At 73.9% G+C, this 24,107-nt stretch carries 19 protein-coding genes; 9 read left to right on the forward strand and 10 right to left on the reverse strand.

Features of this window, described 5'->3' with window-relative positions:
- Window positions 1-3: 3 nt before the first annotated feature.
- Together AB0L59_RS13740 and ctaD are read right to left on the reverse strand one after the other, a co-directional pair.
- Window positions 4-348 (reverse strand): cytochrome C oxidase subunit I, encoded by a 345-nt coding sequence (locus tag AB0L59_RS13740; RefSeq protein ID WP_365582473.1) that lies wholly within the window; start codon window positions 346-348, stop codon window positions 4-6.
- Window positions 345-2,063: a cytochrome c oxidase subunit I gene (gene ctaD / locus AB0L59_RS13745; RefSeq protein ID WP_365582475.1), complete on the reverse strand. Its 1,719-nt coding sequence runs from the start codon at window positions 2,061-2,063 to the stop codon at window positions 345-347. The genes AB0L59_RS13740 and ctaD overlap by 4 nt, the downstream gene beginning before the upstream one ends.
- Window positions 2,064-2,263: 200 nt before the next feature.
- On the opposite strand from ctaD, the gene AB0L59_RS13750 reads away from it, so the two are divergent.
- The 3 genes from AB0L59_RS13750 (at window position 2,264) to AB0L59_RS13760 (ending at window position 4,743) form a co-directional block, all read left to right on the forward strand.
- On the forward strand, window positions 2,264-2,965 hold the full coding sequence (locus tag AB0L59_RS13750; RefSeq protein WP_365582476.1) for a DUF4328 domain-containing protein: 702 nt from the start codon (window positions 2,264-2,266) through the stop codon (window positions 2,963-2,965).
- Between the two features lie 82 nt (window positions 2,966-3,047).
- Window positions 3,048-3,713: an SDR family NAD(P)-dependent oxidoreductase gene (locus tag AB0L59_RS13755; RefSeq protein WP_365582478.1), complete on the forward strand. Its 666-nt coding sequence runs from the start codon at window positions 3,048-3,050 to the stop codon at window positions 3,711-3,713.
- An 82-nt stretch (window positions 3,714-3,795) separates the two neighbouring features.
- The gene (locus AB0L59_RS13760) at window positions 3,796-4,743 is read left to right on the forward strand and encodes an MIP family channel protein (RefSeq protein WP_365582479.1); all 948 of its coding nucleotides are present in this window, start codon (window positions 3,796-3,798) and stop codon (window positions 4,741-4,743) included.
- A 28-nt stretch (window positions 4,744-4,771) separates the two neighbouring features.
- Here AB0L59_RS13760 and AB0L59_RS13765 read toward each other — a convergent pair whose 3' ends face one another.
- From AB0L59_RS13765 to AB0L59_RS13775, 3 genes are all read right to left on the reverse strand, one after another.
- Window positions 4,772-5,122, reverse strand: coding sequence for a transcriptional regulator (locus tag AB0L59_RS13765; protein WP_365582480.1), 351 nt, complete (start codon window positions 5,120-5,122; stop codon window positions 4,772-4,774).
- Window positions 5,119-5,583, reverse strand: a complete 465-nt coding sequence (locus AB0L59_RS13770; protein ID WP_365582482.1) for a hypothetical protein — start codon at window positions 5,581-5,583, stop codon at window positions 5,119-5,121. The genes AB0L59_RS13765 and AB0L59_RS13770 overlap by 4 nt, the downstream gene beginning before the upstream one ends.
- A 204-nt stretch (window positions 5,584-5,787) precedes the next feature.
- Window positions 5,788-6,867 (reverse strand): helix-turn-helix domain-containing protein, encoded by a 1,080-nt coding sequence (locus AB0L59_RS13775; protein ID WP_365582484.1) that lies wholly within the window; start codon window positions 6,865-6,867, stop codon window positions 5,788-5,790.
- A gap of 274 nt (window positions 6,868-7,141) precedes the next feature.
- Between AB0L59_RS13775 and AB0L59_RS13780 the strand changes: the two genes are divergently transcribed.
- Window positions 7,142-9,331 carry a flotillin family protein gene (locus AB0L59_RS13780; RefSeq protein WP_365582486.1) on the forward strand — a complete coding sequence of 730 codons (2,190 nt, stop codon included), beginning with the start codon at window positions 7,142-7,144 and terminating at the stop codon, window positions 9,329-9,331.
- A gap of 178 nt (window positions 9,332-9,509) precedes the next feature.
- Complete coding sequence (locus AB0L59_RS13785) at window positions 9,510-14,312, forward strand: DNA repair ATPase (protein WP_365582487.1); 4,803 nt, start codon at window positions 9,510-9,512, stop codon at window positions 14,310-14,312.
- A 114-nt stretch (window positions 14,313-14,426) separates the two neighbouring features.
- Here the strand turns inward: AB0L59_RS13785 and AB0L59_RS13790 are convergent, their stop codons facing one another.
- On the reverse strand, window positions 14,427-14,972 hold the full coding sequence (locus AB0L59_RS13790; protein ID WP_365582489.1) for a hypothetical protein: 546 nt from the start codon (window positions 14,970-14,972) through the stop codon (window positions 14,427-14,429).
- A 170-nt stretch (window positions 14,973-15,142) separates the two neighbouring features.
- A complete protein-coding gene (locus AB0L59_RS13795; protein ID WP_365582491.1) occupies window positions 15,143-15,982 on the reverse strand; it encodes a hypothetical protein in 840 nt (279 codons plus the stop codon).
- A 229-nt stretch (window positions 15,983-16,211) separates the two neighbouring features.
- On the opposite strand from AB0L59_RS13795, the gene AB0L59_RS13800 reads away from it, so the two are divergent.
- Entirely contained in the window at window positions 16,212-16,985 is a 774-nt protein-coding gene (locus tag AB0L59_RS13800; RefSeq protein WP_365582493.1) for a VOC family protein, read from the forward strand.
- Between the two features lie 13 nt (window positions 16,986-16,998).
- Here AB0L59_RS13800 and AB0L59_RS13805 read toward each other — a convergent pair whose 3' ends face one another.
- Complete coding sequence (locus AB0L59_RS13805) at window positions 16,999-17,583, reverse strand: DUF2269 domain-containing protein (RefSeq protein ID WP_365582495.1); 585 nt, start codon at window positions 17,581-17,583, stop codon at window positions 16,999-17,001.
- 224 nt (window positions 17,584-17,807) lie between these two features.
- Here AB0L59_RS13805 and AB0L59_RS13810 point away from each other — a divergent pair, with 224 nt between their 5' ends.
- Complete coding sequence (locus AB0L59_RS13810) at window positions 17,808-17,999, forward strand: hypothetical protein (protein WP_365582496.1); 192 nt, start codon at window positions 17,808-17,810, stop codon at window positions 17,997-17,999.
- On the opposite strand, the gene AB0L59_RS13815 is transcribed toward AB0L59_RS13810, so the two are convergent.
- Complete coding sequence (locus tag AB0L59_RS13815; protein ID WP_365582498.1) at window positions 17,986-19,113, reverse strand: hypothetical protein; 1,128 nt, start codon at window positions 19,111-19,113, stop codon at window positions 17,986-17,988. The two genes, AB0L59_RS13810 and AB0L59_RS13815, sit on opposite strands and share 14 nt — an antisense overlap.
- Before the next feature lie 194 nt (window positions 19,114-19,307).
- Here AB0L59_RS13815 and AB0L59_RS13820 point away from each other — a divergent pair, with 194 nt between their 5' ends.
- Both AB0L59_RS13820 and AB0L59_RS13825 read left to right on the forward strand, forming a co-directional pair.
- Window positions 19,308-19,553, forward strand: coding sequence for a hypothetical protein (locus AB0L59_RS13820; protein ID WP_365582500.1), 246 nt, complete (start codon window positions 19,308-19,310; stop codon window positions 19,551-19,553).
- Window positions 19,554-19,983: 430 nt separating this feature from the next.
- The gene (locus AB0L59_RS13825) at window positions 19,984-22,044 is read left to right on the forward strand and encodes a cell wall-binding repeat-containing protein (protein ID WP_365582501.1); all 2,061 of its coding nucleotides are present in this window, start codon (window positions 19,984-19,986) and stop codon (window positions 22,042-22,044) included.
- 61 nt (window positions 22,045-22,105) lie between these two features.
- On the opposite strand, the gene AB0L59_RS13830 is transcribed toward AB0L59_RS13825, so the two are convergent.
- Window positions 22,106-24,106, reverse strand: a complete 2,001-nt coding sequence (locus AB0L59_RS13830) for a protein kinase (protein ID WP_365582502.1) — start codon at window positions 24,104-24,106, stop codon at window positions 22,106-22,108.
- Between the last annotated feature and the right edge of the window lies 1 nt (window position 24,107).

The raw sequence follows: 24,107 nt of genomic DNA on the forward strand, positions 1-24,107 counted from the left end.
CCCTCACAGCACCAGCAGCAGCGTCCCCACGGCCATGCAGCCCGCGCACACCGCGAGGGTCACGGCCAGGCAGCGGCGCTTCAGTTCCTGGTAGCGGTGCTCGTACTCGGCGCGCAGGGACCTGCAGCGGGCCGCCACGCGTTCCAGGTCCGACCGGGCCCGCTGCAGGCTGTCGGCGATGTAGCGGCGTTCGATGTCCTCGCGCTGGGCGGTGGTCAGCCAGTCCATCGGCGCGACGAACTCCTGGGCGCGCTGCTCCGCCTCGGCGATCCGGGCCTGCCAGAGCAGGTAGCCCTCGACCTCGTTGCCGAGCACACCGTCCGCCCCCCGGTTCGGCAGGCCGCTCACCCCTGTCCCCGGTCGGTCCGCACCGGGAGCTGGTGCTCGTGTTCCGCCATCGCGATGTCGGGGTGGTGCAGGTCGAAGGCGGGGGACTCGCTGCGGATCCGCGGCAGGGTGACGAAGTTGTGCCGCGGCGGCGGGCAGGAGGTCGCCCACTCCAGCGAACGGCCGTAGCCCCAGGGGTCGTCCACGCCGACCGGCTTGCCGTACTTGGCGGTCTTCCACATGTTGTAGAGGAACGGCAGCATCGACAGGCCGAGCAGGAACGAGGCGATCGTGGAGACCGTGTTCAGGGTGGTGAAGCCGTCGGCCGCCAGGTAGTCCGCGTACCGCCGCGGCATGCCCTCGGCGCCCAGCCAGTGCTGGACCAGGAAGGTGCCGTGGAACCCGACGAACAGCGTCCAGAAGGTGATCTTGCCGAGCCGCTCGTCCAGCATCTTGCCGGTCATCTTCGGCCACCAGAAGTGGAAGCCGGAGAACATCGCGAAGACGACCGTGCCGAAGACCACGTAGTGGAAGTGGGCCACCACGAAGTACGAGTCGGAGACGTGGAAGTCCATCGGCGGCGAGGCCAGGATGACACCGGTCAGACCACCGAACAGGAACGTCACCAGGAAGCCCGTCGCCCAGAGCATCGGCGTCTCGAAGGACAGACTGCCCTTCCACATCGTGCCGATCCAGTTGAAGAACTTCACACCGGTCGGCACGGCGATCAGGAAGGTCATGAAGGAGAAGAACGGCAGCAGCACACCGCCGGTGACGTACATGTGGTGGGCCCACACGGTCACGGACAGGCCGGCGATGGAGATGGTCGCGGCGATGAGACCCATGTAGCCGAACATCGGCTTGCGCGAGAACACCGGGATCACTTCGGAGACGATGCCGAAGAACGGCAGGGCGATGATGTACACCTCGGGATGGCCGAAGAACCAGAAGAGGTGCTGCCACAGCAACGCGCCGCCGGTCGCGGAGTCGTAGATGTGCGCCCCGAACTTCCGGTCCAGCTCGATGGCGAACAGGGCGGCGGCCAGCACCGGGAAGGCGAGCAGGACCAGGACGGCGGTCAGCAGCACGTTCCACACGAAGATCGGCATGCGGAACATGGTCATGCCCGGGGCGCGCATGCAGATGATCGTGGTGATGAAGTTGACCGAGCCGAGGATGGTGCCGAAGCCGGAGAAGGCCAGACCCATGATCCACAGATCCGGGCCGGGACCGGGCGAGTACACCGGGCCGTGGAGCGGGGCGTAGGCGAACCAGCCGAAGTCGGCCGCGCCGTCCGGGGTGAGGAAGCCGCCCACCGCGATGAGCGAGCCGAACAGGTACAGCCAGTAGGCGAACATGTTCAGCCGGGGGAACGCCACGTCCGGCGCGCCGATCTGCAACGGCATGATCCAGTTCGTGAAGCCGGCGAACAGCGGCGTCGCGAACATCAGCAGCATGATCGTGCCGTGCATCGTGAACAGCTGGTTGTACTGCTCCTTGGAGATGATCTGCAGGCCCGGCCGGGCCAGCTCGGCGCGCATGATCAGCGCCATCACGCCGCCGAACAGGAAGAAGGCGAAGGACGTGCCCAGATAGAGTGTGCCGATCGTCTTGTGGTCGGTGGTCGTCAGCCACTTCACCAGGACACTGCCGGGCCGCTGGCGCCGGACCGGCACCTCGCTCTCGTAGGCTTCCTCGGCCGTGGCGGCACCATGGGGTTCGTTGAGGATGCTCACAACTCGTCTGTCTCCTGATGCTCGCGGTCCGCGCACGCCATGACGTGGGCTACTCGCCATACTTGCCGTGGGACGCCGCGCACGAGGCGCTGAGCGGCCGAGGCGCGGCCGATCGAGTGACGGATGCACCCGGACGGCGCAACGGCCCCCCTCGCCGGGCTTCCTGGTGGCCGGCGGCCTCGGTCCGTCAGGATGGCGTGGTGACCGAACGGATAGACCAGTCAGCTGCTCACTCGCTTGCGTACCGGCCCGTTCAGGTGGCCGGGCAGTTGGCCGCAGGGGGATTGTTGTTCGCCGGGCTCGCCTGGATCGCACGCGGAGTCTGGGAGGCCCGGCTCGCTGTCGCGGGGGAGCCGAGCGCCGGGCCGCCCGTGCGGGAGGACGGGGCGCACCGGCCGCTCGACGCGCTGGAGGACTCGTACCACTGGGTGACCGCGGTGGGTACCGGGGCCGCCTTCGTCTGTGCGCTGCTCTTCCTGTCCTGGCTGTGGCGGCTGCGGGACAACGCGCGGGCGTTGTCCGGCCGGACGCCGAAGTACCTCGGGTTCTGGGTGTATCTCGGGTGGGTTCTCCCCGTGTTCAACCTGTGGATCCCGCGGGGGATCGTCGCCGACGCCTTCCGCGGCAGCGCTCCCGGGCGGGGGCTTCCCGGCTCCGTCAACGTGTGGTGGACGCTGTGGCTGATCGGGATGCTCGGTGGGGTGGGGATCGTGTACCGCGACTCCACGGACGAGATGATCGGGCGGGCCTACAGCGAGGTGTGGCCGCTGCTCCTGGCGGACGCGGCCGTGGTGGGGGCGGCCGTCGCAGGCGCCTTCGCGGTGCGGGCCGTCACCGCCGTACAGGTGGAGCGGATGCGTGCGGCGCGGGAGGCCGTCGCCGAGCCGGCCGGGGCCGCGTAGCGGCCTACCGCTCGGCGGGCGCGGGGTCGTGGGCCGTGTCCGGCGGGTGTGGGCCGGTGGTGGGCGCGGTACGGATGCCTGCATGAGCAGTGTCGCCATTGTGGGTGCCGGACCGGGGCTCGGGGCCGCCGTCGCGCGGCGGTTCGGGCGGGAGGGGTTCGACGTGGCCCTCTTCGCCCGGGACCGGGTGCGGCTCGACGAGCTGGTGCGGGACCTCGGCGCGGACGGGGTCCGGGCCCGCGGATTCGTCGCCGATGTGCGCAGGCCCGAGGAACTGGCGACGGCGCTGCGGCGTGCGGCGGACGAGGTGGGGACCGTAGAGGTGCTGCAGTACAGCCCGGTGCCGCACCGGGACTTCATGCGGTCCGTGCTGGACACCGGGCACCGGGAGCTCGTCGGGCCGATCGAGTTCTCGGTGTACGGGCCGGTCGCCGCCGTGCAGCAGGTGCTGCCGGGGATGCGGCGGCTGGGGCGCGGGACGATCCTGTTCGTCAACGGCGGGACCGCCGCCGTACCGCACATCGAGCGGGCGGGGACGTCCATCGCGTTCGCCGCGGAGACCGCGTACGGGCATCTGCTGCACGAGCGGCTCGCGGGGGAGGGCATCCACGTGGCGCAGTTGGTGATCCCCGGCGCGATCACCGCGGGGCACGCGCGCAAGGATCCGGCCGTGCTCGCCGAGACGCTGTGGGGCCTGCACCGGGACCGGCACGGCTTCCGCCACTTCGCCGACGATCTCGACAGCTGACGGGCGCTGTCGGCCTGCGGGGTGGGGGTTTGTACGCCAAGATGGCGATGTTGGCCGTATTGCTCTCTTCGAGGGGGCCGCCGTGGCTGTCGAAATCCCCGCGCTCATCAAACCGTCCCGGCTCAGAAGCCGGGGCGGTCTGCTGGGCGAGTGCCTCGCCGAGTTCCTCGGGACCTTCGTGCTCATCTGCTTCGGCTGCGGTGTGGTCGCCATGGCGGTCGCCTCGCTGCCCGGTTCCGGTCGTGCCGCGACGCCCACCACGATCTTCCTGGCGGCCGGTGACTGGCTGCTCATCGCCTGGGGCTGGGGATTCGCCGTGGCCTTCGGCGTCTACGTCGGCGGCGGTGTGAGCGGCGCCCATCTGAACCCGGCGGTGACGCTGGCCATGGCGGTGCGCCGCGGATTCCCCTGGGCCAAGGTCCTGCCGTACTGGTTCGCGCAGCTCGTCGGCGCGCTCACCGGCGCGGCGCTCGTCTATCTCGTGTACCACGACGCGATCAGCGCCTACGACCACGCGGCACCGGGCCCCAAGGTGAACGGGCACACGAACGCCACCTTCTCCATCTTCGCGACGTTCCCGGCCGCGTACTTCCACGGCGGCGTCTGGGGACCGCTGATCGACCAGATCGCGGGTACGGCGTTCCTGCTGATGCTCATCGCCGCCGTCCTCGACGTGCGCAACCAGGCGGTGAGGGCCAACCTCGCGCCGCTGATCGTGGGCTTCGTCGTCGTCGCGATCGGCATGTCCTACGGCGCCAACGCGGGATACGCCATCAACCCGGCCCGTGACTTCGGGCCGCGCCTGCTCACCTATGCGGCCGGCTGGAACAGTCTGGCGTTCCCGGGCAGCGTGTCCGGCGGGTACAGCGGCTACTGGTGGATCCCGATCGTCGGGCCGCTGATCGGCGGCGTGATCGGGATCGTGGTGTACGACCTCTTCGTCGGCGATGTCCTGCTGGTGCGGGCGGAGACGGGCGGACTGCCGGAGCCGGGGCGGGCGACTTCGGTGCGGACCACCGACGAGGAGTAGGCGCGCGGGCACCGCGGACGACGGGCCGTCAGCAGCCGGGGCTGTCCTGCGCGGCGGCACCCGCGGCCCGGCGGGCCGTCGCCGCGATCTCCTCCAGCGCCGCCAGATGGCGGGCGAGCGCCCTGCGGCCGGTGAGCGTGAGCGCGGCCCAGGTGCGCGGGCGTTTGCCGAGGTGGCCCTTGCGGATGCTGACGTAGCCCGTCTTCTCCAGCGCGGAGAGGGTCTTGCTCAGCGTGGAGTCGGAGACCTGAAGGTAGTCCCGCAGGACCGCGAACTCCGCCTCGCCGCAGGCCGAGAGGTAGGCGGCGAGGGCCAGCCGGTTCGGGTGGTGCAGTTCGCGGTCGAGAGCGGGGGGCGCGCCGCCCGTGGGGCCTGTCATGCGGTACCGGCCTGCCGGTTCGCGCGCAGGACGTAGTCCGCACCGGAGGCCAGGCCGAAGCCGACGAGCCAGCCGGTCGTGCCGTACGGGATCGCGGCCAGCAGGCCGACGGCCAGGGGGATGAAGGGCACCACCCAGGGATACCAGCGCGGGCGGCCGGACCCGCGGTCCCGGCTGAACCGGCGTGTCACCCCGCCCTTGTGCGAGCCGACCCACATCAGCACCAGGAAGGCGATCAGGCTCACCCCGCCCGCGGCCACCAGCCAGTCCCCCCACCGCGGCTCCCGGTCGGCCAGTCCCAGTGCCGTGAAACCGGCCGCGCAGGTCAGGCCCTGGCCGACGGCGTAACTGCGGGGCATGCCGCGCCCGCTCGCCTTGCGTGCCGCGGTGCGTGCGGCGCAGACGGCCGCGAGCGCGTCCCGCGCCTGCCGGGCGTCCATCGGGTCCCCCGTGCCGTTCATGTGTGTTCCTCCCGTGTGGCAGGGAGGGGGCGGGTGGTCGGGCCGCCCCCGGTGCATACCGAAAGCATGGACGGCACTTTCCAATAATGCAAGTACTTTCCCGCGTCGCCACGCCCACGCGTTTTCCGTGGCACCGGCATCGCTCGAGGGTGGAACCGCCCACCGCCAGGCCCCGGTTCAGGGGCGGACGGGCGCGGCCGTGCCTCACAGGGTGCGGTTCGGCCAGTCCAGCAGGCGGGCGCCGATCACGGCGGTCTGGAGCATGTAGCGGTGAGCCGGGTCCGCCGGGTCGGCGCCGGTGAGCTGGTGGATGCGCTCCAGGCGGTAGGTGAGCGCGCGGACGCTGAGGGAGAGCCGGCGGGCGGCCTCGGCGGCCACACATCCCGAGTCGAAGTAGGCGCCGAGCGTCTCCAGCAGCGGTACGACTCCCCCACGGGCGGCGGCGAGCGGGCCGAGGGTGTGCGAGACCAGGTCGACCAGCGCCTGCCGGTCCCGGGCCAGTACCGGATAGACGAGCAGGTCGGCCGCGCGCAGCACCGGCCCGGCCAGATCGAGACGGGCCGCCATCTCCAGCGCCGCGAGGGCCTCCTCGTACGACTGCACGACCCCGCCGGCGCCGTGCTGGGGGCGGCCGATGGCGACCCGGCCGCCGTCGGTCGCCGCGTACGCCTGCTGGGCGAAGTGCAGCAGGATCTCGTCCTCGTCGCCGGGGGCGACGCACAGCAGCCGGCCGCTCTTGGTGGTGAGCAGGATGCTGCGGGAGTCGAAGCGGGCGAGGACGGCCGACTCGACCCGGCGGGCGACCGGGCCGCCCTCGACATAGGCGGACGGGCCCTCGGCGACGGCCACCGCGTGCGCCTGGGACAGGCGCAGGCCGAAGCGTTCGGCGCGCTCGGCGAGCCGGCCCAGGTCGCTGCGGCCGTACAGCAGGTCGTCGATGAACTCCCGGCGCGCGGCCTCGTCGCGGCGTACGGCGAGCCGCTGGGCGCGTTCGTAGCCCTCGGCGAAGGCGTCGATCGCCTGTTCCACGGCGGCCAGCGTGGCCAGGCCGCTCTCGGCCGAGCCGTGCGTGTCCGACCAGGCGGCGCGGGTGGCGGCGAGGTGGGCGACGACCAGCGCGCGCAGTCCGTGCCCGGCGTCGGCGGCCTGCTCGCCCAGGGTCCGCCGGAGCTTCAGCTCCTCCCTGGTCAGCCGTCGGCCGGTGACGGCGACCTCGGCCAGCGTTCTGGTGAAGCCGTCCAGGTAGTGCGCGGACACGTCGTGTTCGCCGTGCTGGTCCCCCATGCCGGGCCCCGTCCCCCGTCGTCTTGACGCGCCGGTGACGACTTCTTGACGCATGTCCGGCACACAGACCCTAGTGAACACTGCCGGAAACCGGCAATGCGCGGGTGGCTGCCGCCGTCGCACCATCCTCTGCGGGGAGCACTACGGAGGGTCGCGGTGCCGGGCACCGGCACATGACCGGGAGAAACGGCCGGCACGGGGGTCCGGGACGGACGTCCGGCACCGCGGCCCCGGGGGGCTCCGTACCTCATCGTCTGACGCAAGGACGTATGCCATGGAAGCCCTCGGCGTGCTCGTCGCCGCCTGTCTCGTCTTCGTGCTGCTCGCGCTGCTGGCGTTCTCCCGGCTGTACCGCAAGGTGGACCAGAGCCAGGCCCTGATCGTGTCGAAGACACGACGGGTCGACGTGTCCTTCACCGGCCAGGTCGTGCTGCCGATCCTGCACAAGGCCGAGGTCATGGACATCTCGGTGAAGACGATCGAGATCAGCCGCTCCGGCCGGGACGGACTGATCTGCCGCGACAACATCCGCGCCGACATCCGGATCCTGTTCTTCGTCAAGGTCAACAAGACCGTTCCGGACGTCATCAAGGTCGCCCAGTCCGTCGGCACCGAGCGTGCCAGCCACCAGGACACGCTCCAGGAGCTGTTCCACGCGAAGTTCTCCGAGGCGCTGAAGACCGTCGGCAAGCAGATGGACTTCACCGACCTCTACACCAAGCGCGAGGAACTGCGTTACCACATCATCGAGTTGATCGGCGTCGACCTCAACGGCTACCACCTCGAGGACGCGGCGATCGACTACCTGGAGCAGACCCCGCTCACCCAGCTCGACCCGGCCAACGTCCTCGACGCCCAGGGCATCCGCAAGATCACCGAGCTGACGGCGATCGAGCACGTGCGCACCAACGAGGCCCAGCGCACCGAACAGAAGGAGATCACCCGCCAGAACGTGGACGCCCGCGAGGCCATCCTGGAGCTGGAGCGCCGGCAGGCGGACGCGGAGATCAAGCAGAAGCGGGAGATCGAGACCTCCCGGGCCCGCGAGGAGGCCGAGACCGCCCGCGTGGTGGAGGAGGAACGGCTGCGCGCCCAGGGCGCCTTCCTGCGCACCGAGGAACAGCTCGGCGTGCAGCGCGAGAACCAGGCCCGCGAGATCGCCGTCGCCGCGAAGAACCGCGAGCGGGTCATCGCCGTCGAGAACGAGCGCATCGAGAAGGACCGGCTGCTCGAGGTCATCGCCCGGGAACGGGAGACGCAACTGACCCGGATCTCCGCCGAGAAGGAGGTCGAGGCGGAGAAGCGGGACATCGCCGAGGTCGTCCGGGAGCGGGTCGCGGTGGACCGTACGGTCGCCGAGCAGGAGGAGTCCATCAAGAAGCTGCGCGTGGTCGAGGAGGCCGAGCGGGAGCGGCAGGCTCTCGTCATCGCCGCCGAGGCGGAGGCGCAGGAGAAGCTGGTCAAGGACATCAAGGCCGCCGAGGCCGCGGAACAGGCGGCCACGCACCGCGCCGCCGAGGAACTGACCCTGGCCGAGGCCCGGTTGAAGACCGCCGACCTCGACGCGCGGGCGAAGCTGCGGCTCGCCGAGGGCATCCAGGCCGAGTCCGCCGCGGAGGGGCTCGCCGCCGTACAGGTCCGCGACAAGGAGGCCGAGGTCACCGTCAAGGCCGGGCGCGCGGAGGCGGAGGCCACCGAGGCACGGCTGCGGGCCGAGGCCGAGGGCGCCCAGGCCAAGGCGCTCGCCGAGGCGGAGGGTGCGCGGGCCAAGGGCCTGGCGGAGGCCGAGGGCGCACGGGCGGCGGCGGAGGCCACCGAGGCGCGGCTGAAGGCCGAGGCGGAGGGTGCGCGGGCCAAGGGCCTGGCCGAGGCCGAGGGGGCCAAGGCGAAGGCGCTCGCGGAGGCCGCCGCGATCGGGGAGAAGCTGAAGGCCGAGGCCGCCGGGCTGACCGAGAAGGCCGCCGCGATGGCCGCGCTGGACGAGGCTTCGCGCGGGCACGAGGAGTACCGGCTGCGGCTGCAGGCGGAGAAGGAGGTCCGGCTGGCCGGACTGGAGACCCAGCGCAAGGTGGCCGAGGCGCAGGCGACCGTCCTCGCGACCGGTCTCGAGCACGCCGACATCGACATCGTCGGCGGGGAGTCCGTCTTCTTCGACCGGCTGGTGTCCTCCGTCTCCCTCGGCAAGGGCGTGGACGGCTTCCTCGACAGCTCCCACACCGCCCAGGCCCTCGCCAGGTCGTGGCTGGACGGCTCGGGCAGCTTCACGGAGGACCTGAGCCGCGTCCTCGGCTCGCTGGGCTCGGCGGACCTCCGGAACCTGACGGTGTCGGCGCTGCTGATGAAGCAGATCAAGGGCGGCGGCCCGGAGGCGGGCCGGCTCCAGAAACTCCTCGACCGAGCGAGCGAACTCGGCCTCGCGGACACGCCGGTGACCGCCCTGAACGGGAGCGCGAGCCCGAACTGAGGCGAGCCGGAGGCGGGTGCGCCCGCCCCCGCTCGCGGCGGTGCCTCGAAGCCGACGGCCCGGCAGTTCCCCGTGGGCACGGAGAACTGTGCGACCGGCCCGTCACGCACCCGCACCCGGCATACGACTCGCAGCCCCGCGCTGGCAGCCGCACAGCCCACGAAGGGAAGCACCCCCCATGGCCACCGTCGACGCCGGCACCTACGAGGTGCTCCGCGACCGGCTCGCCGCACACGCCGCAGACCTGGCCCGAAGGGCGGACGCGCTCAACGCCCGCCGGGCCGGGGAGTTCGGCTCGGCACGGCTCGATCTCGCGGCCACCGCTCGCCTCCGCACCGAGCAGGCGTGCGTGCCGAGCGACATCGTGGCTGCAGGGGACGCGCTGCTCTTCGGGGGAACAGGGGGAGCCGCGGACGTACTGGCGCTCTACGACCGCGACGGCGAGCGCCTGCCCGAGGCCGCCGTGCCCGGGCTGCTCGACGACCCGTCGTTCGTGCGGGAGTTCGCCGCGCTGCACCGGTACTACCGGCAGGCGAGGCTGCTGCGGCTGCGCCGGGCCGACGGACGGCTGCTGGCGGTGTTCCGCACCGGCGAGAAGGCCGACGACGTGCGCGTCCTGCGCTGGAGCGTCGCCGACGACGGCCGGGTGGCGTTCCTGGACGCCCGCGGTGACCGCGACGACGTCTTCCCGCCGGCCCAGGACGTGACCTGGACCGAGACCACCCGCGAGGACCACGTCCTCGGCCGCGACCCGTACGTGGCCGTCCCCGGCGGGCTCGGCGTGACGACCGTCGGCGGCTCCCTCACCGTGCGCACCCCGGACGGGGAGCCGCTGTACGGCGAGCCCGTGCAGGAGCCGCTGCAGTCGCTCGCGGACGCGGCGGTCGGGCACGCCCGGGTCGGCGCGCTGGTGCTGCTGCGGGTGCGGCCGTACAAGGAGGACGCGGACCGGTATCTGGTGTTCGACACGCTGAGCCGGACGGTGGTGCGGCTGGACGGCATCGGGCAGGCGTGCCGGCGGCTGCCCGAGGAGCAGGGGATCGTCTTCCCCGGCGGGTACTGCCTGGCGGGCGGGACCCACAAGTCGTACGAAGTCGACGTCACCGGCCTGGAGTTCGAGCGGGAGGTGCGCGCTCCCAACGGCGAGGACGTGCTGTACGCCTTCCGGTCCCGCGCCGAGGGGCGCGCGCTGCTGCTGTCGTACAACACCCTGCGCAAGGAGGTCGCCAACCCCCTGCTGTGCCGGGGCTGGGCGCTGTTCGAGGACGGCGCGCTCGCCGTGCTGAGGGCCGGCGGTGACGAGCCCGCGCACACCCATCCGGTCCAGTGGTGGACCTCGCCGTACGTCTCCGACACCCACGCGGCCGCCCTGCGCACCGGCACCGGCGCGCTCGCCCGGGTCGGCAACGCCGACCTCGTGCGCGGACTCGCCGACTGTCTGTCCGTGGCCCGGCTGGTGACCGACGGCATCCGGACGAGCGAGGGGTACCGGGCGCTGGTGGCGGCCTGCGTGCGCGCCGCCGACACCCATCACTGGCTCGCCGAACCCGAACTCGGCGGGCTGGCCGGACCGCTGGGTGAGGTACGGGGCACCGCCGAGCAGGTGCTGGCCGAGTTCGAGACCGTGCGGGAGCTGACCCGGCAGGCCGCCGACGCACTCGACGAGGCCGCCGAGCGGATCGGCGCGGTGGTGCGTCGGCTGCGCGGCGAGGCCCCGCGCGAGGCCGCCGCCTGGGTGCGGGGGCTCACCGAACTGCGGCACGCGCACGGGCACCTGCTCACCCTCCGGGAGCTGCGGTACGTCGACACGGCCCGGGTGGCGGAGCTGGCGGCCGCCGCCGAGGACGACCTCGCGGGGTTCGGGCGGCGGGCGGTGGCGTTCCTGGCCCGGGAGGACGCCTTCGCCGGCCAACAGGACGAGGTCGAGCGGCTGGTCGCGGAGGCGGCGGCCGTCGAGACCGTGGCCGGCGGGGCCCCCGTCGCCGCCCGGCTCGACGAGCTCGCCGACGGACTGCGCACCGTCACCGAGGTCGTGACCGGCCTCGACATCGCCGACGCCACGGTCCGTACGGCCGTGCTGGAGCGGATCGCCGACGTGCTGGGCGGCGTCAACCGGGCCCGGGCGACGCTGGACGCCCGCCGCCGCAGCCTCCGGGACCGCGAGGGGCGGGCCGAGTTCGCGGCCGAGACGGCCCTGCTCGCCCAGGCCGTCACCGCCGCGCTCGCCGCGTCCGGCACTCCGGAGGAGTGCGACGACCAACTCGCCGCCGTGTCCGCCCGGTTGGAGGACCTGGACGGCCGCTTCGCCCAGGCCGACGACTTCCTCGCCGAACTCGCCGACCGCCGCACCGAGATCTACGAGGCGTTCGCCGCCCGCAAGCAGTCCCTCGCCGACGCCCGCGCCCGGCGCGCCGAACAGCTCGCCGTCTCCGCCGACCGGGTGCTTCGGACGGTCGCCCGGCGGGCGGCCACGCTCGCCGACACCGACGCGGTCACCACGTACTTCGCGTCCGACCCGCTGGTCGCCAAGGTCCGCCGCACCGCCGACGAGCTGCGCGCCCTCGGCGACGGCGTGCGCGCCGAGGAGCTCGACGGCCGGCTGAAGTCCGCGGGCCAGGAGGCGGCCCGGGCCCTGCGCGACCGCGCCGACCTGTACGCCGAGGACGGCCGCACCCTGCTGCTCGGCGGCCACCGCTTCGCCGTCAACACCCAGCCGCTCGACCTCACCCTCGTCCCGCACGGCGACTCCCTCGCCTTCGCGGTGACCGGCACGGACTACCGCGCCCCGGTCACCGACCCCGGCTTCGCCGACACCCGTGCCCACTGGGACCGCCGGCTGCCCTCCGAGTCGCCGGAGGTCTACCGCGCCGAGCACCTCGCTGCCCGCCTGCTCGCCGAGCACGGCCCCGACTCCCTCGCCGCCGCCGACGACCTGCCGGACCTGGTCCGCCGGGCGGCACAGGAGTCGTACGACGAGGGCTATGAGCGCGGGGTCCACGACCATGACGCGACGGTCGTCCTGCGCGCCCTGCTGCCGCTGTACGAGGGCGCCGGCACCCTGCGCCACGAACCGGCCGCGCGCGCCGCCGCCCAGCTGTTCTGGGCGCACGGCACCACCGACGGGGCCCGCACCGCCTGGGCCCGGCGGGCGGTGTCGCTGGCCCGGGCCCGGGAGGCCTTCGGCGGCGTACCGGCCGTCGCGGAGCTGCAGCGGGAGCTGGCCGGGGCGATCGGCGCCTGGGACGCGTCGGTGGCGGGCGGGCCGGCCGCCGCGTACCTCTTCGAAGAGCTGACCGGTGGCCCGGAGGGCTTCGTCCTCGGGGTCACGGCGCGCACCCTGCTGGAGAAGTTCCGGCACGCGGGCGGGAGTTACCGCGAGGACGTGCAGGGGCTGACCGACCTGGCCGCGCGCCGGCAGGTGGTGCAGGCGTGGCTCGGCGCGTACGCCGCCGCCACCGGGACCGAGGCCGCACCCGGCGACCTGGCCGAGGCGGTCGCCGCAGAGCTGTGCCCCGGCCTGCCCCGCTACGACGGCGCCGCCCCGCTCACCGCGACCGCGGAGGGCCTGCTGGGCACCCACCCACGGGTCTCCGGCGGCCGGCTGGTCCTGCGGCTGGACGAGTTCCTCGCCCGCACCGCCCGGTTCGCGGCCGAGGAGGTGCCCGCCTTCCGCGCCTACCAGCGCCGCCGTACGGCCCTGGTGGCGGCCGAACGGGACCGCCTGCGCCTGGACGACCACCGCCCCCGGGTGATGTCGGCGTTCGTCCGCAACCGCCTCGTCGACGAGGTCTACCTCCCCCTGGTCGGCGACAGCCTGGCCCGCCAGCTCGGCACCACCGGTGAGTCCAAGCGCACCGACACCGGCGGCCTGCTCCTGCTGGTCTCCCCGCCCGGCTACGGCAAGACGACCCTCATGGAGTACGTCGCCGACCGGCTCGGTCTGATGCTGGTCAAGGTCAGCGGCCCGGCGCTCGGTCACACCGTCACCTCGCTGGACCCGGCCGACGCCCCGGACGCCACCGCCCGGCGCGAGATCGAGAAGATCAACTTCGCGCTGGCGGCCGGCAACAACACCCTGCTCCACCTGGACGACATCCAGCACACCTCGCCCGAGCTGCTGCAGAAGTTCATCCCGCTGTGCGACGCCACCCGGCGCGTCGACGGCGTGTGGGACGGCGCACCGCGCACCTACGACCTGCGCGGCAAGCGGTTCGCGGTCTGCATGGCCGGCAACCCCTACACGGAGTCCGGCGAGCGCTTCCGCATCCCCGACATGCTCGCCAACCGGGCCGACGTGTGGAACCTCGGCGACGTCCTCACCGGCAAGGAGGACGTCTTCGCGCTCAGCTTCGTGGAGAACGCCCTCACCGCCAGCCCGGTGCTCGCCCCGCTCGCCGCCCGCGACCGCGCCGACCTGGACCTGCTGGTCCGGCTGGCCGCCGCCGACCCCACGGCCCGCGCCGACCGGCTGAGCCGGCCGATGCCACGGGCCGAACTGGACGCCTGCGTCGCCGTGCTGCGTCACGTGATGGCGGTACGGGAGACCGTGCTGAGGGTCAACGCCGCCTACATCGCCTCCGCCGCGCAGTCGGAGGAGGCCCGTACGGAACCCCCTTTCCGGCTCCAGGGCTCGTACCGCGACATGAACAAGATCGCCCAGCGGCTGCGGCCGGTCATGAACGACGCCGAGCGCGAGGCCGTCCTGGCCGACCACTACACGGCCGAGGCCCAGACCCTCGCCACGGGCGCCGAGGCCAACCTGCTGAAGCTGGCGGAGCTGCGCGGCACGCTGGACGCCGTCCAGGCCGCCCGCTGGGCCGAGGTGAAGACCGCCCACGTCCGGGCGCGCACCCTCGGCGGCCGCGACGACGATCCCCTCACCCGCGCGATCGCCGCTCTCGGCCTGCTCGCCGACCGGGTGGCGGCCGTGGAGACCGCCATCACCCGCGCGCGGACGGACTCCGGGAGCAGGGAGCGGTGATGCTCTACTTCCTCACACCCTTGTCGGCCGCGTTGGCGTTCGTCGCCCTGAGCACGGCGGCGCTGGTCCGCCGGGACCGCCGGTCGGCACGCCGGTACCGGAAGTGAGGGCCGGTCAGCAGCCGGTGTCCGGGAACACCGGCGTGAACTGCACGCGGGCGTGGTCGTCGGCGTCCAGGACACGGTCGTAGTCGAGACGGTCGACGCGGAACCAGACGTCGTCCTGCTTCCGGTTGCCGTTGACGTGGTCCAGGCGGACGCACCAGCGCTCCGGGCGGATCTCCTTGCGGTACGTCTCCGTGCCGCTTCGCACCTTGCGGCAGTCGCGGTAGTGGTCGGTGGTGTACCAGGTGCGGGTGCGGCGGTGGCTGCCGGTCCCGGAGGTCGAGGAGTGGCGGACCCGGTGGGAGCCCGTCGTGCACCGCTGGACCAGGTGCGGCCGGGTGGCGGGGGTGGTCCGGCGGGTGACGTGGCGGAGTGTGTCCTTCAGGCCGTGGACGGGCTCCGGGGCCGGGGAGGGCGCGGAGGAGGTCCCGCTCGTGGCGCCCGTGTGCGGGGCGGCGGTGCCGCTCGTGCGGCCGCCGCCGCACGCGGCGAGCGCGGCCAGCAGGACCGCCGTCGCGCCGACCGCTCCCAGCCGCCCGCCCATGGTGCCGAACACGTGTCTCTCCCCCGTCGTCGGACGCGTAGCCTAACCCGTCGCCGCGAGTCGCTCCGACGGCGAGCGCCCGCTGTTCCGGCCGCTGCGGACAGCCGTACCCGCCGGCCCACCGGGCGAGGACACGCTCGCGTACGTCGGCCCTGTACGCGGATGCCGTAGGCGAGTTCGGGTCAGCCGAGGCAGAGCACCACCAGGCAGAGCCGGCCCGAGGAGGAGGTCGACGACGGGGACGGGGTGGACGCGGAGGTGCTGCCGCCGGTGCCGTCGCCGGAGGAGGACGCCGGCTGGGTCGTCGTGCCCGCCGTGCCCGTCGTGCCGGACGTGCCGGTGTTCGTGCTCGTTCCCGTGCCCGAGGAGGACGGGGCGGTGGTCCGCGGCTGCGGGGCGGCCGGGGTGGCCGACGCGGCCGGGCGCGGGGCCACCGCCGCGGTGTGCGGCCGGCCGCCGGACTGTGCCGTGCGGGGCGTGGCCGCGAGGGTCTGCTGCCGGGGGACGTCGACGGCGGGCGTCCGCGCCGTCGACGTCGCGGGGGCGTGCCGGTGTGTGGCGGTGGGCGGGGTCGGCGTGGACGCCGGCCCGCTGGGCGCGGCCGACGGTTCGTCGGTGAGGCCCATGCTGCGGTTGTCCGGCGCGCCGACCGCCTGGGCGCGGTCGCCGGAGCCGCCGCGGTCCAGGGAGGCGAGCGTCAGGCCGCCGCCGACGAGCGCGACGGCGGTCGCCACCACGGCCCGGCGCTGGCTCTTCTTCCATCGGGCCCGCTGCCGGCGCCGGGCCGCGCGTCCCCGCGGGGCGGGCGGAGCGTCCTCGACGTCGGCGGACGGCATGTCCTCGAAGTCGGCGGGCGGCACGGCGGTGGGCGCCTCGGTGCCGAACCAGCCGTCGGCGGCGGTCGGCGCGGCCGTGACACCGACGGTGGAGCGGGGCGGGGCTATGTCCGGGGCGTAGGCACCGCACCCCGGACAGACCAGGGCGCCGTTGAGGTGCCGGCGGCACGAGGAGCAGTAGTCCATGTGTGGTCTTCCTGAGTCCAGGGGGAACGATGAGGTCAAGGGCGAGCAGTCACGCTAACGAGCCTTTCGAAAGGCTGTGTGCAGCCCGTGTGGCACTCCTGCGCAGATTCTCGGGGTTCTCGTCCCCGGCCGGGTGAAACCGGGCGCGCGTCCGGTCCGGCGGGCGGGCCGGGGCCGGGTCCGTCGGCATAGTGGCGGGCGGCTTCGCACGGACCGGCAGAGGAGACGCATGCTCGGCACAGACTTCCGCACCGGGTCGCCCATCTGGCTCGACCTCGGCAGCCCCGACATCCGCGGCGCTGCCGCCTTCTACGGCGCCGTCTTCGGCTGGGAGTTCGTGTCCGCCGGCCCGGAGACGGGCGGCTACGGCTACCTCCAGAAGCACGGCGGCACGGTCGCCGCGCTCGGCCCGCTGACCGAACCGGGAGCGAGGTCCGCCTGGATGACGTACTTCCGCACCGGCGACGTCCAGGCCACCGCCCGTGCCGTGACCGGGGCCGGCGGTGCGCTGCGCGCCGAGCCGGTGACCCTGGGGGACTCCGCCTTCGCCCAGTTCACCGACCCGCAGGGCGCGCAGTTCGCGGTGCTCCAGTCCGGGCAGGGCCTGCAGCGGGCGTCGGAGGACGGCACGCTGGTGTGGGTGGAACTGCACGCCGGCGACCCGGCGGCGGCCGTCGGCTTCTACCAGGGGCTGTTCGGCTGGCGCGCCCAGCGGATGCAGGCGCCCGGCATGGCGTACCAGGTGCTGAGCATCGCCGAGGGCGACCAGCAGGTGGGCTCCTTCGGCGGTGTGGCCCCGCTGCGGGACGACCGGGAGGCGGCGCGCTGGGTGCCGTACTTCGCCGTGGCCGACGCGGACGCGATCGTCACCGCGGTGGGCGGCAACGGCGGCTCGGTGCTGATGCCTGCGGCGAACGTCCCCGGCGTCGGCCGCATCGCCTGGCTGACCGACCCGGCCGGGGCGGTGTTCGCGGTGCTCAGGCCGGACCCGCGCCCGTTCTGAGGGGACCGGCGCCTCAGGACGCCCGGTCGGGCGCCGGCGACGACGCCCTGTCGCCGGCGCCGCCTCCGCCCCGGCGCCTGACCGCCCCTGCCCCGGCCGGCCGCCGTCCCCACGGCTTGAAGACGGACAGCACGACCATCGCGAGGTACAGCAGCAGCGCCACGGCCGGCACGATCACGGTGTTGTACCGGATGAACCCCAGGTGCATGGCCGCGATCGGGCCCGTGGGATGCCGGTCCACCGCGTGCACCGCGTCGTGCAGCCGCGCGGTGAGGGCGAGGACCGAGGCGACCGTGGCCGCGAGGGTCACCCAGAACTTGGTGGCGACCCAGGAGTACCGGAACAGGCCCCAGGGCGTGCCGAGCGCCAGCACCACCCCGCTGACCAGGGTGAGCAGGCTGAGCGGGAGGATCAGCGCGTCCCCCAGCATCCCCATCGCCCGGTACGCGGTCCGCAGCGTGCCGGCGTCGTCCGTGGCCAGTGCCGTGGCCCCGAGGGCGAGCAGGCAGAGCATCAGGGCGAGCCAGCCGACCGAGGCGACCGTGTGCAGGACGACCAGGCTCTTGCGGGCGGTCGGGGACAACCGGCGCACAGGCACCTCACTTCACCTCGTCGGGATCGGGGACCGGGGCGTACGACCAGCCTCGCCGCCCCGGCGCCCGGTCGCGTCCGCCGGGGGAAGTAACGCCGGCTGCGCCGAGACGAGTACGGCGACCACGCAGCGCAGTGCTGCTCCAGTAGCCCTGGCCGGGTGAAGTAGCCCGCGTCGTCGCCCAGTCCAGCGTCCAGCAGGCCCTCACCCCGGGCCCGCTCCTGGGCCGCATGAGTGCGACGGCCCGGTTCGTGTCCTGGGGCGGCCTTCCGCTCGGCGGGGTGCTGGGCGGTGCCGCGGGCTCGGTGTTCGGAGCGCCGGCCACGCTGTGGGCCGGCGCGGCCGGCATGACGCTGAGCTGCCTGCCGAACTACCTCTCACCGCTGCGGACTTCGCGCACGGCACCGCTCACGACCGGGTAGCGGTCCCGCAGGCCGTGCCGCCCTTGCCCCGGCCGCCCGCCTCGATCGACGTGCTCCGGTCGTAGGGGTCGATGGTCGGGCCGTCGTCCGGGCTCGCGCTCCGGTCGCCGAAGTCGGGGGTGAGGTAGCCGGTGTAGGTGCCGCAGCCGCCGTTGGTGGTGTCGCTCTTGTAGGACAGGAGGGAGAAGGTCCCGCGCTCGGTGATGACCTTCGCCGGGTCGTCCCAGCTCATGACGATCTCCCGGCGCACGATGGTGCGTTCGACGTCGTCGCCGCCCGCGCCGACGCGTGCGACCGGGTAGACGAAGGTGACGTCGGCGGTCACCTCGACCGCGCCGCGTTCGCCCTCCCGGTACGTGATCCGCCCCCGGGTCTTGACCACGTCCCCTACCCGCCGGACCTTCGTCTTGTCGAACCGGCTGAACAGCAGCAGGGGGTCGTTCGTGCGGCTGGGCGCGCGGAACGCGGCCGCCAGGTAGGTCCGTACGTCCTTCTGGTGGGGGTTGATCAGCGCGATCGCCCGCTTCGGGCGCTCCCCGCGCAGCACACCGGGGTCCAGGCTCGACGCGGCGAGGAAGTCCCGGCTCCGGTCGAGCGCCTGTGCGACCTGGGCCTTGCTCATCCAGCCGGTCGCCCGTGCGGCGGGCAGCCCGATCCCGGCCGTCCCGTCGGCCCAGCGCGCCGCGGGCGAGCCCCGGAACGGCTGCTGAAGGGTGGGCTGCTGGTCCGCCGCCGCCGTGGGCGGCGGCTGGTCCGGGCGCGTGGACTCCACGGCCGTCGGCGCACCCTGGCCGCCTCCGCCACCGCCCCCGAACCATCCGGTCACCCGTCCCGGATTCAGCGCCACGACCAGCAGACCGGCCGCGACCAGCAGACCGGCCACGTACCGGGCCTTGCCGCCACGGCGCCGGGGCGGTTCATGGGCGCGCCACGCGTCCGGGCGGGCCTGCTCCTCCCGCAGCCGCCGCGCCACCATCCGGGCCCTGGCCGACGGTTCCTCGGGTGCGCCCCGCGTCCCGGCCTCGGCCTCTCGCAGGAACCGCTCCCACTCCTCGTCCGGTATGGACGACTCCCCGCCGTTGCCCACGCCGCGCTCCCGCCCCTTCTCGCTCATCTCGACCGGCCCCTCCCCAGGGCCGGTGTCGTGCGGCACGCATCATCACACAGGCGGCCGCGGCGCCTCGACCGCCCTCGTACCCGGCCGCCGGCGGCATCGCGGCCGCGGAACAATTCCGGCAGGGAAAGCGCTGTTCACGGTATCCGGTCGGGTATCGGGCCCTCGGGTCGCCGGAGGAGGAGCTGAGAGCGATGACAACGGCAGGAGAGACGGCACAGGACCCCCTGGTGACCAGGTGCGGGCGCCGGATCGAGGTGCGCTGCCTGTGGTTCGGGCGTCCGGAGCGGCCCGTCGGCCGGATCACGCTGGACGTGGGCGAGGCCAAGGGCGGCGAGCCGGGAGTCTGGGCGGCCCTCACCCCCGACGAGGCACGCGGCCTGGCTCGTCTGCTGCTTCAGCAGGCGGGAGCCGCGGAGGCGCCGGCCGGGTCCCGGTGACGCGTGCGCCGGACGCCGGGCCGGCCCGTGGGCGGTCAGCGGCGTCGCGGCGAGCGTCGCGCCGAGGCCGGCCGGCGGGGCCGGGAAGCCCGGATGCGCCAAACGCCCCAGCCGGCCCAGGACTTCGCCGGCGCGGCCGGTGAGTCGACCGGGCTGACCAGCGGGCCGGTGGCCACGGACGCCCGCATCCGCAGGCAACGGCCCGCCGCACGCCGCCCATTTGTTCACCCAATGTTCGAACCTGCTTTCCGGTGCCCCCGGCGTGTCATCACATAGCGTCCTGCTGCCGACGAGTGACCACTGGCACTGGAGCGCCGCGCGGTACGTGCGGGCGCCGGGACCGGCCGGGCTGGGCGCACACGCCCCCGGGACGGGAGGGGTCGAGACGCTCGCGGCGGAGACACGCAGGCACACTTCAGGGGGCTTCTCGTTGAGATCTCGCACGCGCCGCAGTCTCGCGGCGCTCACGTCGGCCGCGTCTCTGGCGGCGGCCGGCCTGCTCGGTGCGGCGGCACCGGGCGCGCAGGCCGCCACGAATGACGTGACGGCCGGTCAGATCAGCCTGTACGGCGGCTCGACGGGGATCGAGACCGTCAACGCGGACGGAACCGGACCGCGTTCCGTCCCCAACATTCCCAACTACGGCTACACCCCGAACTGGGCGCCGGACGGCAGCCGGGTGGTGGCGGGCTGGAGCCAGCTCGCCACCGGCCGGGTCACCGGCACCACCTCGCTCGTCACCCTGCCGTGGGCGACCAAGGTGCGCTCCAGCGCGTCGTACGAGGACCCGGCCTACTGGCTGGACGGCCGGTACGTGGTGTTCAGCACGGGCGGTCAGCTCGCCTACGGGCCCTCGGACGGTTCCTGGGCGCCGGTGCCGCTGCTGACGGACACCCAGGAGCCGGCGTCGGTCTGTGACGTCCACCCGACGGCGAGCCCGGCGGGCACGCTCGCCTTCGAACGGCGGCACAACTACGGCTGCTACGACAGCCAGGGCATCTGGACCTACAACCCGTCCACCAAGGCGCTGAAGAACATCATCGCCTCCGGCTCCTCGCCGGTGTTCTCGGCGGACGGCACCCAGCTGGTCTTCACGCGCGAAGTGGACGGCTGGACCCAGCTGTTCACCGCCGACGCGGACGGCGGCAACGTCAAGCAGGTCACCGCCGACGCGTCCGATCACGGGTCCCCGACCTGGGACCCGGCCGGCGGACGGATCGCCTACGAGGCCCACACCTCGCACGCCGGCTGGTCCGACGACGTGCAGACGGTGCGCGTCCTCGACCTGGCGAGCGGCACGTCGGCGCAGGTCACCGGAGCCGGCAAGGGCGCCAGGCCGGCCTGGCAGCCGCTGCGCAAGAACACCCTGGTCCGCGTCTACGGCACCGGCTCCACCGGCATCGACGCCGCCGCCTCCCGCTGGACGTTCGACACCGTCGGCGTCACGCACGTACCCGGCCTCCTCACCGCCAAGTCCGCGGTGCTGGTGAACAAGGGCAACGCCACCTACTCGGCCCCGGCGATCGCGCTGGCCGCCGAGAAGCAGGCCCCGGTCCTGCTGACCTCCTCCGGCGGCCTGGACTCGTCCGCCGCCAAGGAGCTCAAGCGGTCGCTGCCCAAGGGCAGCACCGTCTACCTGAACGGCGGCACCCGCATCCTCGGCTCCAAGGTGGCGAGCCAGGTCCAGGCGCTCGGCTACAAGCCGCTGCGGCTCGACGCCCCCGACCTCTCCTCGCTGTCGGTCCGGGTCGCCAAGCAGGTCAGCGCGACCCCGAGCTGGATCTTCGTCGCCGACGGCAGCGACTACCACGACCCGATCGCCGCCTCCACGGCCGCCGGCGCGCTGGGCTACCACGGCACCGGCGTGGTCCTGCTGACGAACGGCAAGACCGTCCCCACCTCGGTCAAGAACTACCTCAACACCCTGAACGCGAAGACCACCGACATGGTGACGGTCGGCTCCAACGCCACCCAGGCGATGGAGCACGTGACTCTCAACAAGGAGTGGAGCTTCTGGACCGTCGGCGGCAAGACCCATGAGGACGTCGCCGCCAACCTGGCCCGCTTCTGGTGGACCTCGCCCACGCAGGCCACGGTCGAGGACACCTGGACCTGGCAGAACGCCGTCGCGGGCGGCGCCGCCACGGCCACGTACGGCCCGATGCTCTGGTCCGCCGAGTCCACGCTCTCGGCACCGGCCTCGTCCTACCTGGGCCAGGAGGCCGCGAGCATCTGGGTCGTGCAGACCTTCGGCGGCAACACGTCGTACCCGACCGCCAACCGCACCGCCATCGCCTCGGCGATCGCCGCGAGCAGCGCCTGGACGACCACCCACTGGGCGGCGAACGGCGACCTTCCGGCCACGGCCACCGCGGCCCGCTCCGCCCTGGCCGCCCCGACGGCCCCCGCGGCACCCGCCCGCCCGGCAGCCTCCCGCGTGCTCCCCGGACAGCACCTCCCCGCACCCGACGCACACAGCACCGCCCACTGACGCGACGGCGTCACGCACACCCCCGGGTCGCCGACCCGGGGGTTTCGCGTCCGACCGGGCCTCACGCGGCGTCGCGCCACACCTTCACGTCCAAAGTGGCGTACGTCGTCCCGGACGAGCCCCGGTAGGTCACCAGTCCGACGTGTCCCGTCCCGCTGATGACGCACATCTGCTCGCCGACGGTCAGGTCCTTGATCCAGATGTAGCTCTTGTAGCCGGTCGCCGCCTTGCAGGCCTCCAGGCTGCCCTGCCGGCCCACGGGCAGCAGGGCGAGCGAGCTGCCGGAGGTGGTGCCGGGGGCGAGGAGCGCGCCCGCGGAGTAGACGGCGTACGTCAGGTCCTCGTCGGAGGTGCCGGTGTCCGCCTTGGCCCGCACCGGGGTGTCCGCCAGGTACAGGTCGTGGCTCTTGGTCATCCGGATCCCGGCATACGTCACCGGGACCGGGACCCGCGAGGCGGCGGGCCTGCTCGGCGCGGTGGCCGAGGGGACCGAGGACGCGGTCCGCCCGGGCGTCGGCGGCCCCGAAGGGCCGGGCGGCACGGCCGGCTTGGTGGCCTTCGCCTTCTTCGAGGCCCGGGCGGTCGGTGAGGCGGACGGCGACGCCGACGGCCCGGCCGAGGTGGCCGACCGCGACGCGGCCACGTCCTGGGCCCGGGCGCCGCCGTCGTCGCCGTTGCCCGGAACGAACAGCAGGGTCACGGCCGCACCGCAGGCGACGAGGACGACGGCGGCCGCGGACAGCAGCCAGGGCCGCGCCCTGCGGCCCTGGCCGCCGGCGGCCACCGGGGCGGTCGGTGCGCCGGCCGGACCGTGCGGCCCGCCGGCCGGCGGGTACGTCCCCGGTGCGGCCCCCGGCCCCATGACGAAGGGTCCGGGCAGCGCGGCAGGGGAGGACGGCGAGGTGGGGTAGTGGTCCGGGGCCGGTCCGAAGCCGCCGGGGCCGACGGGACCGGCCGGCGGGTACGCGCCGGGGGCGCCCGGAGCGCCGGGGGTCCCGGAGGGGCCCGATGGTGCGCCGAAGTAGCCGGGAGCGGCGGCAGGCGGTGCCGCCCCGTACGCACCGGCGGCGCCGAACGTGCCCGCGGGGGGCGTGGCGGGGGCCGCGGCCGGAGCCGCCGTCCCCGCCCGGGCCTGGTCCGCGTCCGCGGCCCTCGCCTCGATGCCCGCGGCCAGCTCGCCCGGCAGCCACGCCCCGGACGCGTACCGCGCCTCGTCACCGCGGTACGCCTGGATCTCCTGGACGGAGCGGATGACCTCCTCGACGGTGGGCCGCTCCGCGGGGGGCTTGCGCAGGCACCGTGCCACCAGCTCCCGTATCTCGCCCGGGACGCGGCCGAGGTCGGGCTCCGTGTGCACCACCCGGTACAGCACCGCGTGCGGATCCCCGTCCCCGAACGCCGCGCCGCCCGTCGCCGCGAACACGGCGGTCTGTCCCAGCGCGAACACGTCGGCCGCGGGGGCGGCCTCCGCGCCGAGCACCTGCTCCGGCGCCATGTAGGCGACCGTGCCCAGGGCCGTACCGCTCTGTGTCAGCGACGTGGCGTCCGCCGCGCGCGCCACACCGAAGTCGATCACGCGGGGGCCGTCGGCGGCGAGGAGCACGTTCGACGGCTTGAGGTCGCGGTGCACGATGCCTTCGCGGTGCACCGCCTGCAGTGCCTCGGCGACCCCGGCGATCAGCCGCAGCACGGTGTCGACGGGCAGTGGCCCGTGGTCGCGTACCGCGTCGGAGAGGGAGGGCCCGGGCACGTACACGGTCGCGCACCACGGGACGGGTCCCTCGGTGTCGCTGTCCACGACCGCGGCCGTGTAGATCCCGTGGACCCGGCTCGCCGCGGCCACCTCGGCCCGGAACCGCAGCCGGAACTCGGTGCTTTCGGCCAGTTCGGCCCGGATCACCTTGACCGCGACGGCCCGTCCGCCCGGGGTGTGCGAGAGGTAGACGCGGCCCATGCCGCCGGACCCGAGCCGGGCCACCAGCCGGTAGCCGCCCACGGTTCGCGGATCGCCCTCCCCGAGTGGCTCCAGACTTCCCGCATCGGGCCCACCGTTGCTGAACACA

This window comes from Streptomyces sp. NPDC052109, from assembly GCF_040680195.1.
Lineage (GTDB): Bacteria > Actinomycetota > Actinomycetes > Streptomycetales > Streptomycetaceae > Streptomyces.

Coding starts and splice junctions, on each gene's coding strand:
- AB0L59_RS13755 (WP_365582478.1), top strand. CDS start 3,048: ATGAGCAGTGTCGCCATTGTGGGTGCCGGACCGGGGCTCGGGGCCGCC.
- AB0L59_RS13765 (WP_365582480.1), bottom strand. CDS start 5,122: ATGACAGGCCCCACGGGCGGCGCGCCCCCCGCTCTCGACCGCGAACTG.
- AB0L59_RS13770 (WP_365582482.1), bottom strand. CDS start 5,583: ATGAACGGCACGGGGGACCCGATGGACGCCCGGCAGGCGCGGGACGCG.
- AB0L59_RS13775 (WP_365582484.1), bottom strand. CDS start 6,867: ATGGGGGACCAGCACGGCGAACACGACGTGTCCGCGCACTACCTGGAC.
- AB0L59_RS13780 (WP_365582486.1), top strand. CDS start 7,142: ATGGAAGCCCTCGGCGTGCTCGTCGCCGCCTGTCTCGTCTTCGTGCTG.
- AB0L59_RS13785 (WP_365582487.1), top strand. CDS start 9,510: ATGGCCACCGTCGACGCCGGCACCTACGAGGTGCTCCGCGACCGGCTC.
- AB0L59_RS13795 (WP_365582491.1), bottom strand. CDS start 15,982: ATGGACTACTGCTCCTCGTGCCGCCGGCACCTCAACGGCGCCCTGGTC.
- AB0L59_RS13800 (WP_365582493.1), top strand. CDS start 16,212: ATGCTCGGCACAGACTTCCGCACCGGGTCGCCCATCTGGCTCGACCTC.
- AB0L59_RS13810 (WP_365582496.1), top strand. CDS start 17,808: ATGAGTGCGACGGCCCGGTTCGTGTCCTGGGGCGGCCTTCCGCTCGGC.
- AB0L59_RS13815 (WP_365582498.1), bottom strand. CDS start 19,113: ATGAGCGAGAAGGGGCGGGAGCGCGGCGTGGGCAACGGCGGGGAGTCG.
- AB0L59_RS13820 (WP_365582500.1), top strand. CDS start 19,308: ATGACAACGGCAGGAGAGACGGCACAGGACCCCCTGGTGACCAGGTGC.